The 15,669-nt window shown below is 52.4% G+C and carries 17 protein-coding genes; 10 read left to right on the top strand and 7 right to left on the bottom strand.

Features of this window, described 5'->3' with window-relative positions; all coding sequences use genetic code 11:
• Both WC7_RS14540 and WC7_RS14545 read right to left on the bottom strand, forming a co-directional pair.
• Positions 1 to 897, bottom strand: coding sequence for an aldo/keto reductase (locus WC7_RS14540; protein ID WP_016152993.1), 897 nt, complete (start codon positions 895 to 897; stop codon positions 1 to 3).
• A gap of 49 nt (positions 898 to 946) precedes the next feature.
• Positions 947 to 1,186, bottom strand: a complete 240-nt coding sequence (locus WC7_RS14545) for a DUF1289 domain-containing protein (RefSeq protein WP_016152992.1) — start codon at positions 1,184 to 1,186, stop codon at positions 947 to 949.
• A gap of 101 nt (positions 1,187 to 1,287) precedes the next feature.
• Between WC7_RS14545 and WC7_RS14550 the strand changes: the two genes are divergently transcribed.
• The 4 genes from WC7_RS14550 to rnt all read left to right on the top strand — a co-directional run bounded on the left by WC7_RS14550 (position 1,288) and on the right by rnt (position 4,286).
• Positions 1,288 to 1,887 (top strand): TetR/AcrR family transcriptional regulator, encoded by a 600-nt coding sequence (locus WC7_RS14550; protein WP_016152991.1) that lies wholly within the window; start codon positions 1,288 to 1,290, stop codon positions 1,885 to 1,887.
• A gap of 54 nt (positions 1,888 to 1,941) precedes the next feature.
• The gene (locus WC7_RS14555) at positions 1,942 to 3,039 is read left to right on the top strand and encodes an alkene reductase (RefSeq protein ID WP_003029197.1); all 1,098 of its coding nucleotides are present in this window, start codon (positions 1,942 to 1,944) and stop codon (positions 3,037 to 3,039) included.
• Between the two features lie 97 nt (positions 3,040 to 3,136).
• Positions 3,137 to 3,544: a lactoylglutathione lyase gene (gene gloA / locus WC7_RS14560; RefSeq protein ID WP_003029198.1), complete on the top strand. Its 408-nt coding sequence runs from the start codon at positions 3,137 to 3,139 to the stop codon at positions 3,542 to 3,544.
• Between the two features lie 94 nt (positions 3,545 to 3,638).
• On the top strand, positions 3,639 to 4,286 hold the full coding sequence (gene rnt / locus WC7_RS14565; RefSeq protein ID WP_016152990.1) for a ribonuclease T: 648 nt from the start codon (positions 3,639 to 3,641) through the stop codon (positions 4,284 to 4,286).
• Between the two features lie 53 nt (positions 4,287 to 4,339).
• Here the strand turns inward: rnt and grxD are convergent, their stop codons facing one another.
• On the bottom strand, positions 4,340 to 4,687 hold the full coding sequence (grxD, locus tag WC7_RS14570; RefSeq protein WP_003832760.1) for a monothiol glutaredoxin 4: 348 nt from the start codon (positions 4,685 to 4,687) through the stop codon (positions 4,340 to 4,342).
• A gap of 333 nt (positions 4,688 to 5,020) precedes the next feature.
• Between grxD and WC7_RS14575 the strand changes: the two genes are divergently transcribed.
• Positions 5,021 to 5,851 (top strand): C40 family peptidase, encoded by an 831-nt coding sequence (locus WC7_RS14575; protein ID WP_016152989.1) that lies wholly within the window; start codon positions 5,021 to 5,023, stop codon positions 5,849 to 5,851.
• 127 nt (positions 5,852 to 5,978) lie between these two features.
• On the top strand, positions 5,979 to 6,560 hold the full coding sequence (sodB, locus tag WC7_RS14580; protein ID WP_016152988.1) for a superoxide dismutase [Fe]: 582 nt from the start codon (positions 5,979 to 5,981) through the stop codon (positions 6,558 to 6,560).
• A 40-nt stretch (positions 6,561 to 6,600) separates the two neighbouring features.
• On the opposite strand, the gene WC7_RS14585 is transcribed toward sodB, so the two are convergent.
• Entirely contained in the window at positions 6,601 to 7,770 is a 1,170-nt protein-coding gene (locus WC7_RS14585) for an MFS transporter (protein WP_016152987.1), read from the bottom strand.
• A gap of 176 nt (positions 7,771 to 7,946) precedes the next feature.
• Entirely contained in the window at positions 7,947 to 8,036 is a 90-nt protein-coding gene (locus WC7_RS26670) for a cytochrome bd-I oxidase subunit CydH (protein WP_016152986.1), read from the bottom strand.
• Between the two features lie 297 nt (positions 8,037 to 8,333).
• Between WC7_RS26670 and purR the strand changes: the two genes are divergently transcribed.
• Entirely contained in the window at positions 8,334 to 9,359 is a 1,026-nt protein-coding gene (gene purR / locus WC7_RS14590) for an HTH-type transcriptional repressor PurR (protein ID WP_003832757.1), read from the top strand.
• On the opposite strand, the gene punR is transcribed toward purR, so the two are convergent.
• Complete coding sequence (gene punR, locus WC7_RS14595) at positions 9,356 to 10,288, bottom strand: DNA-binding transcriptional activator PunR (RefSeq protein ID WP_016152985.1); 933 nt, start codon at positions 10,286 to 10,288, stop codon at positions 9,356 to 9,358. The genes purR and punR overlap by 4 nt on opposite strands.
• Before the next feature lie 113 nt (positions 10,289 to 10,401).
• Here punR and punC point away from each other — a divergent pair, with 113 nt between their 5' ends.
• Both punC and cfa read left to right on the top strand, forming a co-directional pair.
• Positions 10,402 to 11,607 (top strand): purine nucleoside transporter PunC, encoded by a 1,206-nt coding sequence (gene punC / locus WC7_RS14600; protein ID WP_016152984.1) that lies wholly within the window; start codon positions 10,402 to 10,404, stop codon positions 11,605 to 11,607.
• Positions 11,608 to 11,897: 290 nt separating this feature from the next.
• The gene (cfa, locus tag WC7_RS14605; RefSeq protein ID WP_016152983.1) at positions 11,898 to 13,046 is read left to right on the top strand and encodes a cyclopropane fatty acyl phospholipid synthase; all 1,149 of its coding nucleotides are present in this window, start codon (positions 11,898 to 11,900) and stop codon (positions 13,044 to 13,046) included.
• A 41-nt stretch (positions 13,047 to 13,087) separates the two neighbouring features.
• Here the strand turns inward: cfa and WC7_RS14610 are convergent, their stop codons facing one another.
• Positions 13,088 to 13,735 carry a riboflavin synthase gene (locus WC7_RS14610; RefSeq protein ID WP_016152982.1) on the bottom strand — a complete coding sequence of 216 codons (648 nt, stop codon included), beginning with the start codon at positions 13,733 to 13,735 and terminating at the stop codon, positions 13,088 to 13,090.
• A 217-nt stretch (positions 13,736 to 13,952) separates the two neighbouring features.
• Here WC7_RS14610 and mdtK point away from each other — a divergent pair, with 217 nt between their 5' ends.
• Positions 13,953 to 15,326, top strand: coding sequence for a multidrug efflux MATE transporter MdtK (mdtK, locus tag WC7_RS14615; RefSeq protein WP_016152981.1), 1,374 nt, complete (start codon positions 13,953 to 13,955; stop codon positions 15,324 to 15,326).
• The last annotated feature ends 343 nt before the right edge of the window (positions 15,327 to 15,669 follow it).

Here is a 15,669-nt window from a genome sequence, read left to right as displayed (position 1 = left end):
TTACGGTACGTCGTAACCCAGCGCAGCTTTGCGAATACGGAACCACTGCTGGCGAGACATGTTCAATGACTCAGACTCAACGGCAGCGCGTACACGCTCTATCTTCCCTGAGCCAATAATCGGCAGCGGCTGAGACGGCAGACGTAAAATCCAGGCGTACACCACCTGCTCAATGGACTGCGCGTTTAACTCTTCTGCGATTGTGGCAAGTTCATTACGTAATGGCTGGAACGCATCGTCATTAAACAGACGACCACCGCCGAGGCAGGACCAAGCCATCGGACGAATGCGCAGTTGTTGCAGTTGATCTAAAGTACCATCCAGCAGGAGCGGCTGATGTACCGGTGAGATCTCAACCTGGTTAGTCGCCAGCGTGAACGGCAGACGCGATTGCAGCAGTGAGAACTGTGCCGGGGTGAAGTTAGATACGCCAAAGTGACGCACTTTTCCGCTATGGTGCAATTTTTTGAACGCGTCAGCGACGTCGTCCGCATCCATGAGCGGATCGGGACGATGGATGAGCAGCAAATCAATATGATCGGTCGCCAGTAACTTCAACGATGCTTCCGCACTGGCAATGATATGCGCGCTGTCGGTGATGTAATGACCCAGCGCATTTTCCGTGCGCGCCGTCGTGGCGATCCCGCACTTGGTAACAATCTGCATTTTTTCACGCAGATGCGGGGCCAGCTTCAGTGCCTCACCAAACGCCGCTTCACACTGGTATCCGCCGTAAATATCGGCGTGATCGACGGTGGTAACGCCCAGATCCAGATGTTCTTCAATAAAGCTGACTAGCTGGCGCGCGGACATATTCCAGTCCATCAGGCGCCAATACCCCATTACAAAGCGAGAAAATTCCGGACCTTGCGGCGCAATAGTAATACGCTGAACCATAGCAGCTTCCTTATAAGTGAATGTGCATCGAGTATACGCAATTACGCTTTTAAAAGAGTGAAGGTTGTTGCGGTTCTTCCGAAGGGCTGGCTTTGTTTGCTCGTAATTTACGCATCAGGCGCTGACGACAAAGCCGTAGCACTTCCTGCTTTTCGGCATCGCTCATCTTTTGCCAGTTAAAACGCTCATCCCGACTGCGAAAACAGCCGCGGCAAAAACCGCGCTCGTCAGACTGACATATTCCACGGCATGGGCTCTGGACGGGGAAAAACTCCAGCTGTTCGGCCACATCCCCTCCTTTCGTAAGATTGATATACCTATTGAAGACGTTAACTGAATTTCTCGCAAGCGCTATTGCATTAGACCGACTGGTCTATTACAATCCTTCCCATGAACAAAATCACTGAACACGATACGCGCGAACATCTGCTGGCGACTGGCGAACTGCTGTGTATGCAGCGCGGCTTCACCGGTATGGGCTTAAGCGAACTACTGAAAACCGCTGAAGTCCCCAAAGGTTCGTTTTATCACTATTTTCGCTCTAAAGAAGCGTTCGGTGTTGCGATGCTGGAACGCCACTATGCGGCCTATCATCAGCGACTGGCTACGCACTTTGATACGGGGGCAGGAAACTATCGCGACCGCATTCTGGCCTACTATCAGGAAACCCTGAACCAGTTTAGCCAGCACGGTATTATCAGCGGTTGTTTAACCGTAAAACTGTCTGCCGAAGTGTGCGATCTGTCAGAAGATATGCGCACTGCGATGGATAAAGGCGCGCGGCACATTATTGCGCTGTTAGCGCAGGCGCTGGAGAAAGGTCAGGCAAACCATTGTCTGTCCTTTGTTGGCGAGCCGTTACAGCAGGCGCAGGTATTGTATGCGCTGTGGCTGGGCGCCAACCTGCAGGCCAAGATTTCTCGTAGCGCCACCCCGCTGGAAAATGCGCTGGCGCACGTTAAAACCATCATTACTACGCCTGCCGTTTAACAGGCGTTTTTATTTCTTTTATTACTAGACGACCGGTCTATTCAGGAGTGCCATATGTCATCTGAAAAACTTTTTTCCCCACTGAAAGTGGGTGCTATTACGGCAGCAAACCGCGTATTCATGGCGCCACTGACGCGTCTGCGCAGCATTGAGCCTGGCGACATCCCTACTCCGCTGATGGCCGAGTATTACCGTCAACGCGCCAGCGCGGGTCTTATCATCAGTGAAGCTACACAGATTTCCGCGCAGGCGAAAGGCTATGCGGGGGCGCCCGGCTTACACAGCGAAGCGCAAATTGCCGCATGGAAAAAAATCACCGCTGCCGTACATGCGGAGCAAGGTCATATTGCGGTCCAGTTGTGGCATACCGGGCGCATCTCTCACGCCAGTCTGCAGCCCAACGGTCAGGCACCGGTCGCACCTTCCGCGATTAGCGCCGGAACCCGGACCTCGCTGCGTGATGAAAATGGTCTGGCAACGCGTGCGGATACCTCAATGCCGCGTGCGCTCGAAACTGAAGAAATTCCCGGCATCGTTAATGACTTCCGTCAGGCGATTGCCAACGCGCGCGAAGCGGGTTTCGACATGGTTGAACTGCACTCCGCTCACGGCTATCTGCTGCACCAGTTCCTGTCGCCAACGTCTAACCAGCGTACCGATCAATACGGCGGCAGCGTCGAAAATCGTGCACGTCTGGTGCTGGAAGTTGTCGATGCCGGTATTAAAGAATGGGGTGCCGATCGCATTGGTATTCGCGTATCTCCGATTGGCTCATTCCAGAACGTTGACAACGGCCCGAACGAAGAAGCTGATGCGCTGTATCTGATTGAACAACTGGGCAAGCGCGGAATCGCTTACCTGCATATGTCTGAGCCGGACTGGGCTGGCGGCGAGCCGTATTCCGATGCGTTTCGCGAAAAAGTTCGTGCACGTTTCCACGGTCCGATCATTGGTGCGGGTGCCTACACACCTGAAAAAGCAGAAGCACTGATCGAGAAGGGCCTGATCGACGCCGTTGCTTTTGGTCGCGCCTATATCGCTAACCCGGATCTGGTTGCGCGCCTGCAGCGTAAAGCGGAGCTGAATCCGCAACGTGCCGAAAGCTTCTACGGCGGCGGCGCGGAAGGTTACACCGATTATCCTACCCTCTAACGTCACAAACTCCGTTCTGCCATTGATAGCGGCGTAACAACGCCGCTATACTAAAACAACATTTTGAATGTATTAGCCATTTTCGAAGGGGAAAAAGATGCGTTTACTTCATACCATGCTGCGCGTGGGTGACCTGCAGCGTTCCATCGAGTTTTATACCAACGTGCTGGGCATGAAGCTGCTGCGTACCAGCGAAAACCCTGAATACAAATACTCCCTGGCCTTTGTCGGCTACGGCCCTGAAACCAGCGAAGCCGTGATCGAACTGACCTATAACTGGGGTGTCGACAAGTATGAGCTGGGCACTGCCTACGGCCATATCGCCCTGAGCGTAGACAACGCAGCTGAAGCCTGTGAACGTATTCGTCAGAATGGCGGTAACGTCACGCGTGAAGCCGGTCCGGTAAAAGGCGGCACCACCGTAATCGCGTTCGTTGAAGATCCAGACGGTTACAAAATTGAACTGATCGAAGAGAAAGACGCCGGGCGCGGCCTGGGCGACTAACCTCCCCACGGGCGCAGATCGTCTGTGCCCGTAGTTTTATACTCATCATTTTGCCATAATACGCGCTGCAATTTTCCCGTATTAAGAGACCCAGATGTCCGATAACGCTCAACTTTCCGGTCTGTGTGACCGTTTTCGTGGTTTTTATCCTGTCGTCATTGATGTCGAAACCGCAGGGTTCAATGCCAAAACCGATGCGCTGCTTGAGATCGCAGCCATCACACTGAAAATGGATGAACAAGGCTGGCTGATGCCGGACACGACGTTACATTTCCACGTAGAGCCATTTGAAGGCGCGAATTTGCAGCCGGAAGCCCTCGCCTTTAACGGAATTGACCCTAACAATCCCCTACGCGGCGCGGTCAGCGAATATGACGCTCTGCATGCCATCTTTAAAATGGTGCGTAAAGGCATTAAAGACAGCGGCTGCAATCGGGCGATCATGGTGGCGCATAACGCTACGTTCGACCACAGTTTTATGATGGCCGCAGCAGAACGCGCCTCGCTCAAACGTAATCCATTTCATCCGTTCGTCACCTTTGATACTGCGGCCTTAAGCGGCCTGTCTCTGGGGCAAACTGTGTTATCGAAAGCGTGCCTGGCGGCAGGAATGGAATTTGACGGGACTCAGGCGCACTCGGCGCTGTATGACACCGAACGGACGGCCGTGCTGTTTTGCGAAATTGTTAACCGCTGGAAACGTCTCGGCGGCTGGCCTCTTCCCGTGCCTGAAGAGGCATAACGGACCGATAAAAAAAGCGACCATCACGAGGTCGCTTTTTATTTACGCTGATATTATTCAGCGTCCGGCTCTTCGGTTTTGTATTTCGCCGCTGTTTCTTTAATCAGCTGCTGCAACTCACCGCGCTGGTACATTTCGATCAAAATGTCACAGCCGCCAACCAGCTCGCCATCAACCCACAGCTGCGGGAAGGTTGGCCAGTTTGCGTATTTCGGCAGCTCGGCGCGAATATCCGGGTTCTGCAGAATATCAACATAAGCAAAGCGTTCACCACAGGCGGACAGCGCCTGCACAGCCTGAGCGGAGAAACCGCAGCTTGGCAGTTTAGGGGAACCTTTCATGTACAGGAGAATCGGGTTTTCAGCGATCTGGCGCTGGATTTTTTCGATAGTGGTGCTCATTATCTTGCTTCCTTAAACTTCTTTTACGGCAGTAGTCTGACATTGTAGCGGGTCAGACAGGCAACGGAAAATAACATTTTCATTACGCGTTATTATTTTATCCCCTGAAGCCAAAAGTTGCATTCACAATCTCATTTATCCCCTTAAAGCCTGTGGATTTGATTATTCGTTCACCAACGCCAACTTTAATTGCTGATTTTTTTTGCGGTCGGTTACGAAACGTAGTTTTAAACAAAAAAGCTATTAACTTTCCCTCTTTCTATAGATTAGAATCATCAAGTTTTGAAAATCACACGCAGGCATGATAGACCTGCCTTACCAGAGGATTGCTCAGTGGCGCGGATAAACCGAATCTCGATCACGCTCTGTGCTTTACTTTTTACTACACTGCCCTTTACGCCCATGGCTCATGCTTCCAAGCAGGCCAGGACGACACCTACCCATTCCCACACCATCAAAACGGTAGATAAAAAGAAAAGCGCAACAACCAGCCAAAAAACAACAAAGACCAGCAAAAAAACGGCGACAAAAACCACCAGCAAAACCAGCACCAAAACCGCTTCCTCTTCTAAACATCGCACTGCCGCTCCGGTAAAGTCGACTAAAACGGCAAACCGTCGTGGTAAAAACACCGCAGCACAAACCGCTGCCGTTACCTGGACTGAAAAATGCTCGCCGCGCAAAGGTCATAAGCCGCGCTGTGTAAAAGTGAAAACCACCGCACCAACGACGCTGGCTGACGCGCATAAAGTGAAAGTGCAGAAAGCCACTAAAACCGCCATGTCCACGCTGATGAACCAAATCGGCAAGCCTTATCGCTGGGGCGGCACCTCACCAAGAACCGGGTTTGACTGCAGCGGTCTGGTCTATTACGCCTATAAAGATCTGGTGAAATTCCGCATTCCACGCACTGCGAACGAAATGTATCATCTGCGCGATGCCGCGCCGATTGAACGTGGCGAGCTGAAAAATGGCGATCTGGTATTTTTCCGTACCCAGGGGCGTGGAACTGCCGATCACGTTGGCGTTTATGTTGGCAACGGTAAGTTTATTCAGTCACCGCGCAGCGGCCAGGAAATTCAAATCACCTCTCTGAGTGAAGATTACTGGCAGCGCCACTATGTGGGCGCTCGTCGGGTAATGACGCCAAAAACAATTCGTTAAAAACTTACCCTACAGTACATGCTGTAGGGTAAGTTCTTCTTTTGCATAACCTTTCAATTTGCTACCCTATCCTTACACACAATGAGGCTATTGTGTGTACTCAATACAAATAATAAGGAGAGAAGCAATGTCGTTTGAATTACCTGCATTACCGTATGCCAAAGATGCTCTGGCACCGCACATTTCTGCCGAAACGCTGGAATATCACTATGGCAAACACCATCAAACTTACGTGACTAATCTGAACAACCTGATTAAAGGCACGGCGTTTGAAGGCAAATCACTGGAAGAGATCGTACGTAGCTCTGAAGGCGGTGTATTCAATAACGCAGCACAGGTATGGAACCACACGTTCTACTGGAACTGCCTGGCACCGAACGCAGGTGGCGAACCTACCGGTAAACTGGCCGAAGCAATTGCCGCCTCCTTTGGCAGCTTTGCGGATTTCAAAGCGCAGTTCACCGATGCCGCTATTAAAAACTTCGGTTCTGGCTGGACCTGGCTGGTAAAAGGAACGGATGGCAAACTGGCTATCGTTTCCACCTCCAATGCAGGTACACCGCTGACCACCGACGCGACGCCGCTGATGACCGTTGACGTATGGGAACACGCCTACTACATCGATTATCGCAATGCCCGTCCTGGCTACCTGGAAAACTTCTGGGCGCTGGTGAACTGGGAATTTGTTGCGAAGAACTTCGCAGCGTAAAAAAGATGACGCAGAAGGAGAACCCTTCTGCGTTTTAGCATTAATTCGCGGTAGTGAAAGCCTCTTCAGGCTGTTTGCGCGCCGAGATAAAGACCAGCAGCAGCGCAAGTCCCGCCACAATTGCCCCCATCACCGGAACAAAGCTATAGCCCAACCCACCGGAAATCACCGCCCCACCGGCTGCGGCACCCAGAGCATTTCCCAGATTAAACGCGCCAATGTTGACTGACGATGATAATCCAGGCGCTTCGCTGGCAACGCGCATCACGCGCATCTGCAACGGCGGAACGACCGCAAACGTCGCTGCCCCCCAGACCACCATACTAACTGCCGCACCCAGCTCATTACGCGCCAGGAAAGGAATGGCCAGCATAATAACCATCAGCAGCAGTAAAAAGCCTTTCAGCGTACCGTTAACGGAACGGTCAGCCAGTTTGCCACCAAGATAGTTACCGATTGAGAAGCCAACGCCAATCAGCACCAGCATACCGGTCACAAACGCCGGTGTGGCATGGGTGATCTTATGTAACACTGGCGAGATATAGGTATAAAGCGTGAACATCGCCCCGGCTCCCAGAACGGTCGTCAGCAGCGCCGACAGCACCTGCGGACGCATAAGTACCGCCAGTTCGCTACGGACATCCGGGCGCTCTCCCGCCCCACCTTTGGGTAATGAGAAGAACAGGCTGACCATGGCGATGACGCCCAGACCCGCCGTTGCCATAAACGACATACGCCAGCCGATGGTTTCACCAAGCCAGGTCGCCGCAGGAACGCCGCCAATATTGGCAATGGTCAACCCCATAAACATGGTTGCCACGGCGCTGGCCTGCTTATGTTTGGGTACTACGCTTGCAGCGACAACGGAGCCAAGACCAAAAAATGCCCCATGGTTCAGACTGGTCAAAATACGCGATAACATCAGGGTGGTGTAATCCGGCGAAATAGCCGAAAGCACGTTGCCCAGCGTGAAAATCGCCATCAGGAATATCAACGCATTACGTCGCGCACGATGAGACAGCAGTAATGTCATCAGCGGAGCACCCACCATCACCCCAACCGCATACGCGCTGATTAACATTCCGGCCGCGGGAATCGAGACATCCACACCTTTGGCAATGACGGGCAATAATCCCATTGGCGAAAATTCAGTGGTGCCAATGCCAAACGCGCCGATCGCCAGCGCCAGTAAAGGATAATTGAGTTTCATATTTCGACTCCGTAACGTCGAGCCGGGGCGCGACATAAAATAAGAGTCAAAAGCATGACATTGATCGCAAAATTAATAAAGTTAACAAAATTGCAAAAGACTTTTGCTTATTCGCAAACAATCGACGGGAAAGGCAAGCGGAAAGGATGAGGGAGAGCGAACTCCCTCGGGGGAAATCAATGCAGCGCTGCGGTCAGGCCACCCGCGACGATCAAACCCAGAACAATAATGGTAGTCACTAACGAAAATTTCAGATTGGTGCTCATCAAGTTTTCTCCTTTTTATTCCCACACAAAAAGTGATATTGCGCATTTTTACACACTTGAAAGCAAAAATCTCTCACGATTTATATTGATAACTGCTTTTAACTCTTCCCCTTTTCGTTAAGATCAGACAAAATTCCACGCTTACTTGATTAGCGTACCGGCCATTGACCCCTTCCTGACGTTCCGTGTCGTTTTCCCGGCGTGCCGCAACCCTTACGTTGCGCTAAGGGTGTGTTAAGGCAAACGTTTACCTGGAGTATTCTCAGGAGCTTAGGATATGGTCTGGAGTGAGATGTAATGGCAACAATTAAAGATGTAGCGAAGCGAGCAAACGTTTCCACTACAACCGTATCACACGTAATTAACAAGACGCGCTTTGTCGCGGAAGAAACGCGTAATGCTGTCTGGGCGGCGATCAAAGAGCTGCACTATTCTCCGAGCGCCGTGGCGCGCAGCCTGAAGGTGAATCACACCAAGTCTATTGGCTTGCTGGCCACCAGCAGCGAAGCGGCCTATTTCGCTGAAATTATCGAAGCCGTTGAGAAAAACTGTTTCCAGAAAGGCTATACCCTGATTCTGGGTAACGCATGGAACAGTCTCGAAAAACAGCAGGCTTATCTGTCAATGATGGCGCAAAAGCGCGTTGATGGTCTGCTGGTGATGTGTTCTGAGTATCCGGAGTCGCTGCTTTCGATGCTCGAAGAGTACCGCCATATTCCGATGGTCGTCATGGACTGGGGCGAAGCTAAAGCCGACTTTACCGATACGGTCATTGATAACGCCTTCGAAGGCGGTTATATGGCGGGTCGGTATCTGGTAGAACGCGGTCATCGTGAGATTGGCGTGATCCCAGGCCCAATGGAGCGTAATACCGGAGCCGGGCGTCTGGCAGGCTTTATGAAAGCGATGGAAGAAGCGCTGATTAAAGTTCCTGAAAACTGGATTGTGCAGGGCGATTTTGAGCCTGAATCCGGCTATCGCGCCATGCAGCAAATTCTGTCACAGTCGCATCGTCCGACTGCCGTCTTCTGCGGTGGCGATATCATGGCGATGGGTGCGCTGTGCGCCGCTGACGAGATGGGACTGCGCGTACCGCAGGATGTTTCGCTCATCGGTTACGACAACGTGCGCAACGCCCGCTTCTTCACGCCGGCTCTGACGACCATTCACCAGCCTAAAGATTCACTGGGGGAAACGGCCTTCAACATGCTGTTAGACCGTATCGTGAATAAACGTGAAGAGTCGCAGTCTATCGAGGTTCATCCGCGCCTGGTAGAACGCCGCTCCGTTGCCGACGGCCCGTTCCGCGATTACCGTCGTTAAGACAGTTGTGCGGGAGCCTCATCGGGCTCCCGCAACCATTCCTTATTCAGTGTTTCACTATCCCCTAAATAGTCCAGCAGCCAGCTCAATGCCGGCGACGTATCGTTCTGTTGCCATGTCAGGCAGCATGCGGCATCAGGAAATGGATTCTCCAGCTTTAGCGCGACCCATTTGCCGCTATCAATCCACGGTTTGGCAAAATGCGTCGGTACCATGCCCACGCACAAACCTGCAGATAAACAGGTAGCAGAAGATTCCCAGTCAGGCACCACGACGCGCTTTTGGTTATCCAGCAGCCAGGTAATACGCTTAGGAAGCGTACGCGACGTGTCTTCACGCACCAGCGACGGCCAGTTGCGCAACGTGTCGTCGCTTAACGGTCCGGACATTGACGCCAACGGATGATGGCTTGCCACGACGCAGCTCCAGCTCAGCATTCCCATGTCGCGGAAGGTATAGCGCCCCCCCACCGGAATCGCCTGCGTGGCGCCGATTGCCAGCTCAACGCGCCCATCGGACAGCGCATCCCAGACACCGTTAAACACCTCCTGGAAAACCAGCAGTTCCACATCATCAAAATGACGATAGAAATCCACGATCATCTGTCGGGTACGATCCGGGCGGACAATGTTATCTACCGCGATCGCCAACTGCCCGCGCCAGCCGTTGGCAATTTGCTGACATTGCTGGCGGGTGATCTGCATTTTTTTGATAACAGAGCGGCCTTCTTTGAGAAACCATGCACCGGCAGGCGTCAATTCCACATCCCGATGGCGTCGCTCAAAAAGCGGCACCGCCAGCCACTCTTCCAGTTGACGCACGGTGTAGCTTACCGCCGAGGGTACGCGGTGCAACTCCTGCGCGGCCGAACTAAAGCTACCGTTACGCGCAACCGCATCCACAACTTCAAGTGAATATTCCGACCACATATTCTGCCTACAAAAAATTTGAAATCAGTAAGCAAATATTAGCGTTTCACAGCAAGAATTACACTCACTACACTCAGCGGCATTGTTCTACTGCTAAAAAAAGAGAAATGATGATGCAACCTGGGAAAGGATTTTTAGTCTGGCTGGCGGGTCTTAGCGTACTCGGCTTTCTGGCAACGGATATGTATCTGCCCGCCTTCGCCGCAATTCAGTCCGATCTGCAGACGCCTGCATCTGCCGTCAGCGCCAGCCTTAGCTTATTCTTAGCGGGTTTTGCCGTCGCGCAACTTCTGTGGGGACCGCTCTCTGACCATTATGGTCGCAAGTCTGTTTTGCTGCTGGGTTTATCCATCTTCGCGCTGGGCAGTCTGGGCATGCTGTGGGTTGAAAATGCCACCGGTCTGCTGGTACTACGCTTTGTTCAGGCCGTTGGCGTTTGTGCGGCATCGGTTATCTGGCAGGCGCTGGTCACCGATTATTATCCTTCACAAAAAGTAAACCGCATCTTTGCCACCATTATGCCGTTGGTCGGGCTATCCCCGGCATTAGCGCCGTTATTAGGCAGTTGGATCCTGGTACATTTTTCCTGGCAGGCCATTTTCGCCACCCTGTTTGCCATTACTCTAATCCTGATGCTTCCGGCTCTGCGCTTAAAACCAACAGCTAAAGCACGCGACGACAGCCAGGATAAACTGACTTTCGCTACCCTGTTGCGCTCAAAAGTTTACCGCGGAAACGTGCTGATTTATGCCGCCTGCTCCGCGAGCTTCTTCGCGTGGCTGACGGGTTCCCCGTTCATCCTCAGCGAAATGGGCTACAGTCCGGCGGTGATTGGCCTGAGCTATGTTCCACAAACCATCGCTTTCTTAATTGGTGGTTACGGCTGCCGCGCTGCGCTGCAAAAATGGCAGGGCCGTCAGCTGCTGCCCTGGTTACTCATTCTGTATGCCTTTAGCGTAGTGGCCACCTGGGCAACCGGCTTTATTCACCATGTTGCGCTGGCTGAAATCCTCATCCCATTCTGCGTTATGGCGATTGCCAATGGAGCAATCTACCCAATTGTTGTGGCTCAGGCGTTACGTCCTTTCCCACAGGCTACGGGACGCGCAGCGGCATTGCAGAACACTCTGCAACTGGGTTTATGCTTCCTGACAAGCCTTGTGGTTTCCTGGTTGATCGCCACCCCGCTGCTCACCACCACCAGCGTGATGCTGACAACGGTGCTGCTGGCGGCCGCGGGTTACAAAATGCAGTCGCAGAAGGCTAACGCCCCGCACACAGATGATCGGGCGCAAATTGCCCACGGTGAGTCTCACTAGTAATCACCTTTGATAATTGATTAGCCTGCTAATGTTTATTGGTTGAATCATCAAAAATTCAGGCCTATACTGATTTCCGGTTGTTAAAAAAACGATAATTGTTATGTGTTAACGGGGACAAGAACGTTCCCGTTTTCCCAAGGATGGTCTTTTCGGCAAGGGTTCCTCCCTTCCTCTGTTCTACGTCGGATTATAGATTCGCGGATTAATTCCGTGAGAGTTCTCACAAAGCCCAAAAAAGCGTCTACGCTATTTTAAGGTTCTGATCACCGACCAGTGATGGAGAAGCTATGAGTTCATCGTGTATAGAAGACGTCAGCGTACCGGATGATGACTGGTACCGCATCACCAATGAATTATTGAGCCGTGCAGGTATTACCATTAATGGTCCGGCACCGGCAGATATTCGCGTAACGAACCCCGATTTTTTCAAACGCGTACTGCAGGAAGGATCGTTAGGGTTGGGCGAAAGTTATATGGATGGCTGGTGGGAATGCGACCGGCTGGACATGTTTTTTTGTAAAGTCCTGCGCGCCGGTCTTGAAAATCAACTCCCCCGCCACTTTAAAGACACGCTACGTATCGCCACGGCTCGCCTGTTCAATTTACAGACCAAAAAACGGGCGTGGGTCGTCGGCAAAGAACACTACGATTTGGGCAACGATCTCTTTACCCGCATGCTGGACCCTTATATGCAGTATTCCTGCGCCTACTGGAAAGATGCCGATACCCTGGAATCTGCCCAACAGGCGAAGCTAAAAATGATTGCCGAAAAACTGCAGTTGAAGCCAGGCATGCGGGTGCTCGATATCGGCTGCGGCTGGGGCGGCTTATCCCAGTTTATGGCATCACAATATGGCGTTAGCGTGGTGGGCGTGACCGTTTCGGCAGAACAGCAGAAAATGGCGCAGGCGCGTTGTGCGGGGCTGGATGTCACAATTTTGCTGCAGGATTATCGCGACCTTAACGACAAATTTGATCGCATTGTCTCCGTCGGCATGTTTGAGCATGTGGGGCCGAAGAACTACGCGACTTATTTTGAAGTGGTTGATCGTAATTTAAAACCCGACGGTCTCTTTTTGCTGCATAGCATCGGCTCCAAAAAGACCGACAATAACGTTGATCCGTGGATCAATAAATATATCTTCCCGAACGGCTGTTTACCGTCAGTTCGCCAGATTGCCAACGCCAGCGAGCCGCATTTTGTGATGGAAGACTGGCATAATTTTGGCGCGGATTACGATACAACGTTGATGGCCTGGCACGAGCGTTTCATGAGATCCTGGCCTGAAATCGCCGATAACTATACCGAACGCTTTAAACGGATGTTCAGCTATTACCTGAACGCCTGCGCCGGTGCGTTTCGTGCTCGCGACATCCAGCTGTGGCAGGTGGTTTTTTCCCGCGGCGTTGAACACGGCCTGCGCGTTCCCCGCTAATCGTTATCACCCCCGTGCAAACGGGGGTTTTACACTCTGGCTTAGGCTCCCGCCTCACCCGTTACGTTACTGATGGCGCTTTCACGCGCCGCCAGTACGCGCTCAACGGTATCAACCACCGCCTGGGTTTGAGGATCGATTTCGATATTGACCCGCGCGCCTAACTTTTTCTTACCCAGCGTCGTACGTTCCAGCGTTTCCGGGATCAAATGCACACAGAAACGCGTCGGTGTCACCTCACCGACCGTCAGACTGATGCCATCAATTCCGATAAATCCTTTGTACAAGATGTATTTCATCAGCGACGGATCCTGAACTTTAAACCACACCTGGCGGTTGTTCTCCGAGGTCAGAATTTTCGACACTTCGGCGGTCGTCATAATATGGCCCGACATTAAATGTCCGCCAATTTCATCACTGAATTTTGCCGCACGCTCAACGTTGACCAAATCCCCAACCTTCAGGTCACCCAGATTGGTGATACGCAGCGTTTCTTTCATCAGATCAAAGCTTATCTGGTTACCGTTGATTTCGGTTACCGTCAGGCAGCACCCATTGTGGGCAACCGATGCGCCGGTCTCCAGCGCATCCAACATATATTCAGGTAACTCCACAACATGCGTACGAAAATTTGGTTTTTCATCAATGGACACCAATTTCGCGGTGCCCTGCACAATACCCGTAAACATACTTCTAACTCCTGAACTGAATTAAGACATCTCTGCACAGCACAATAGCAGGTGGAAATTCAGGTTGCCAGCGATGCGCCGCTACTGCCTGTTTTTTCACTGGAGAATTACGTATTCCTCGCTACAATAGACTGAAATTTCCCCTGCTTTTTCTCCTTGCTGCCATATAAGGCGGCTTTTTTAGTCTCTCAAATAACAACAATATAGTGGTGTACACGTGCAAAAGTATGTAAGTGAAGCGCGTCAGTTATTAGCTCTGGCAATTCCGGTGATTCTTGCGCAAATCGCTCAAACCGCAATGGGATTCGTTGATACCGTCATGGCGGGCGGATACAGCGCCACGGACATGGCGGCCGTCGCCATTGGCACATCTATTTGGTTGCCGGCCATTTTGTTTGGTCACGGACTGCTGCTGGCCTTGACGCCAGTGATTGCGCAACTCAATGGTTCCGGGCGCCGCGATCGTATTGCCCATCAAATACGCCAGGGTTTCTGGCTGGCGGGCAGCGTCTCCATTCTGATTATGATCGTGCTCTGGAACGCGGGATACATTATTCGCTCCATGCATAACATCGACCCGGCGCTGGCGGATAAAGCCGTCGGCTACCTGCGTGCGTTGCTGTGGGGCGCGCCGGGGTATTTGTTCTTCCAGGTAGCCCGTAACCAGTGTGAAGGTCTGGCCAAAACCAAACCGGCGATGGTGATGGGATTTCTCGGCCTGCTGGTGAACATTCCTGTTAACTATGTTTTCATTTATGGGCATTTTGGCATGCCGGAACTTGGCGGCGTGGGCTGCGGCGTGGCAACAGCGGCGGTTTACTGGGTGATGTTTATCGCCATGCTGTCATACGTTAAGCGCGCACGCTCGATGCGTGATATCCGTAATGAGCGTGGTTTCCAGAAACCGGACACCGCCGTAATGAAGCGTCTGGTACAGCTGGGTTTACCTATCGCGCTGGCGTTATTTTTCGAAGTGACGCTGTTTGCTGTGGTGGCGCTGCTGGTTTCCCCGCTGGGGATTGTCGACGTGGCCGGACACCAGATCGCGCTCAACTTCAGCTCGTTAATGTTCGTCCTGCCGATGTCACTGGCTGCAGCCGTCACCATTCGAGTCGGTTATCGTCTGGGCCAGGGTTCCACGCTGGATGCGCAAACCGCAGCCAGAACAGGTCTGGGCGTCGGCGTCTGCATGGCGGTTGTGACGGCGATTTTCACCGTGACATTCCGTGAGCACATTGCCCTGCTCTACAACAATAACCCGGAAGTTGTCGCTCTGGCAGCGCAGCTCATGTTACTGGCCGCGGTGTATCAAATATCGGACTCTATCCAGGTTATTGGCAGCGGTATCCTACGTGGTTATAAAGATACGCGTTCCATTTTCTTTATTACCTTTACGGCATACTGGGTACTGGGTCTGCCGAGCGGTTATATTCTGGCGCTGACCGATCTGGTGGTTGACCGGATGGGGCCGGCAGGATTCTGGATGGGCTTTATTATCGGCCTGACCTCTGCGGCAGTGTTGATGATGCTGCGGATGCGTTTTCTGCAGCGCCAGCCGTCAGCGGTTATTTTACAACGCGCTGCACGATAATCCCCAAATAGCCGCCATCTGGCCAATACTGTTCAGTTAAGCATGAATGGAGAACGTTTTACTCTGAATTGGTTTCCGTTCACCTTATGTACGTTGCTTCTCTGATATCGTTATACCCGTGAACGTGCAAGAGAGGCTCACCGCCGCCTCCCTTGCATCCCTGGCTCCCGGCGGGAAAATCGTCGCTGTGCGATTCATTCGTCTTATGCCGTCTGCCTGTCGGGGCGGGGCCGAGCCTGCGTCCCTGCAGGCCGTCCCCTCTGCCCGCATCCCTGCGGGCAGACCCGGTCAGCCGTCAACGCCTCATCGATTTTCAGCCGGACCGGGGTCATCGCTGCAACGC

This window comes from Citrobacter sp. KTE151 (assembly GCF_000398845.1).
GTDB lineage: Bacteria > Pseudomonadota > Gammaproteobacteria > Enterobacterales > Enterobacteriaceae > Citrobacter > Citrobacter braakii.
The sequence above is the reverse complement of the archived record's forward strand: the minus strand, read 5'-3'. Positions and strand labels throughout refer to the sequence as shown.

Bases quoted from the DNA above. Each gene is read 5' to 3' on its own strand.
- WC7_RS14540 (WP_016152993.1), bottom strand. From the start codon at position 897: ATGGTTCAGCGTATTACTATTGCGCCGCAAGGTCCGGAATTTTCTCGC.
- WC7_RS14550 (WP_016152991.1), top strand. From the start codon at position 1,288: ATGAACAAAATCACTGAACACGATACGCGCGAACATCTGCTGGCGACT.
- WC7_RS14555 (WP_003029197.1), top strand. From the start codon at position 1,942: ATGTCATCTGAAAAACTTTTTTCCCCACTGAAAGTGGGTGCTATTACG.
- gloA (WP_003029198.1), top strand. From the start codon at position 3,137: ATGCGTTTACTTCATACCATGCTGCGCGTGGGTGACCTGCAGCGTTCC.
- rnt (WP_016152990.1), top strand. From the start codon at position 3,639: ATGTCCGATAACGCTCAACTTTCCGGTCTGTGTGACCGTTTTCGTGGT.
- grxD (WP_003832760.1), bottom strand. From the start codon at position 4,687: ATGAGCACCACTATCGAAAAAATCCAGCGCCAGATCGCTGAAAACCCG.
- sodB (WP_016152988.1), top strand. From the start codon at position 5,979: ATGTCGTTTGAATTACCTGCATTACCGTATGCCAAAGATGCTCTGGCA.
- WC7_RS14585 (WP_016152987.1), bottom strand. From the start codon at position 7,770: ATGAAACTCAATTATCCTTTACTGGCGCTGGCGATCGGCGCGTTTGGC.
- WC7_RS26670 (WP_016152986.1), bottom strand. From the start codon at position 8,036: ATGAGCACCAATCTGAAATTTTCGTTAGTGACTACCATTATTGTTCTG.
- purR (WP_003832757.1), top strand. From the start codon at position 8,334: ATGGCAACAATTAAAGATGTAGCGAAGCGAGCAAACGTTTCCACTACA.
- punR (WP_016152985.1), bottom strand. From the start codon at position 10,288: ATGTGGTCGGAATATTCACTTGAAGTTGTGGATGCGGTTGCGCGTAAC.
- punC (WP_016152984.1), top strand. From the start codon at position 10,402: ATGCAACCTGGGAAAGGATTTTTAGTCTGGCTGGCGGGTCTTAGCGTA.
- cfa (WP_016152983.1), top strand. From the start codon at position 11,898: ATGAGTTCATCGTGTATAGAAGACGTCAGCGTACCGGATGATGACTGG.
- WC7_RS14610 (WP_016152982.1), bottom strand. From the start codon at position 13,735: ATGTTTACGGGTATTGTGCAGGGCACCGCGAAATTGGTGTCCATTGAT.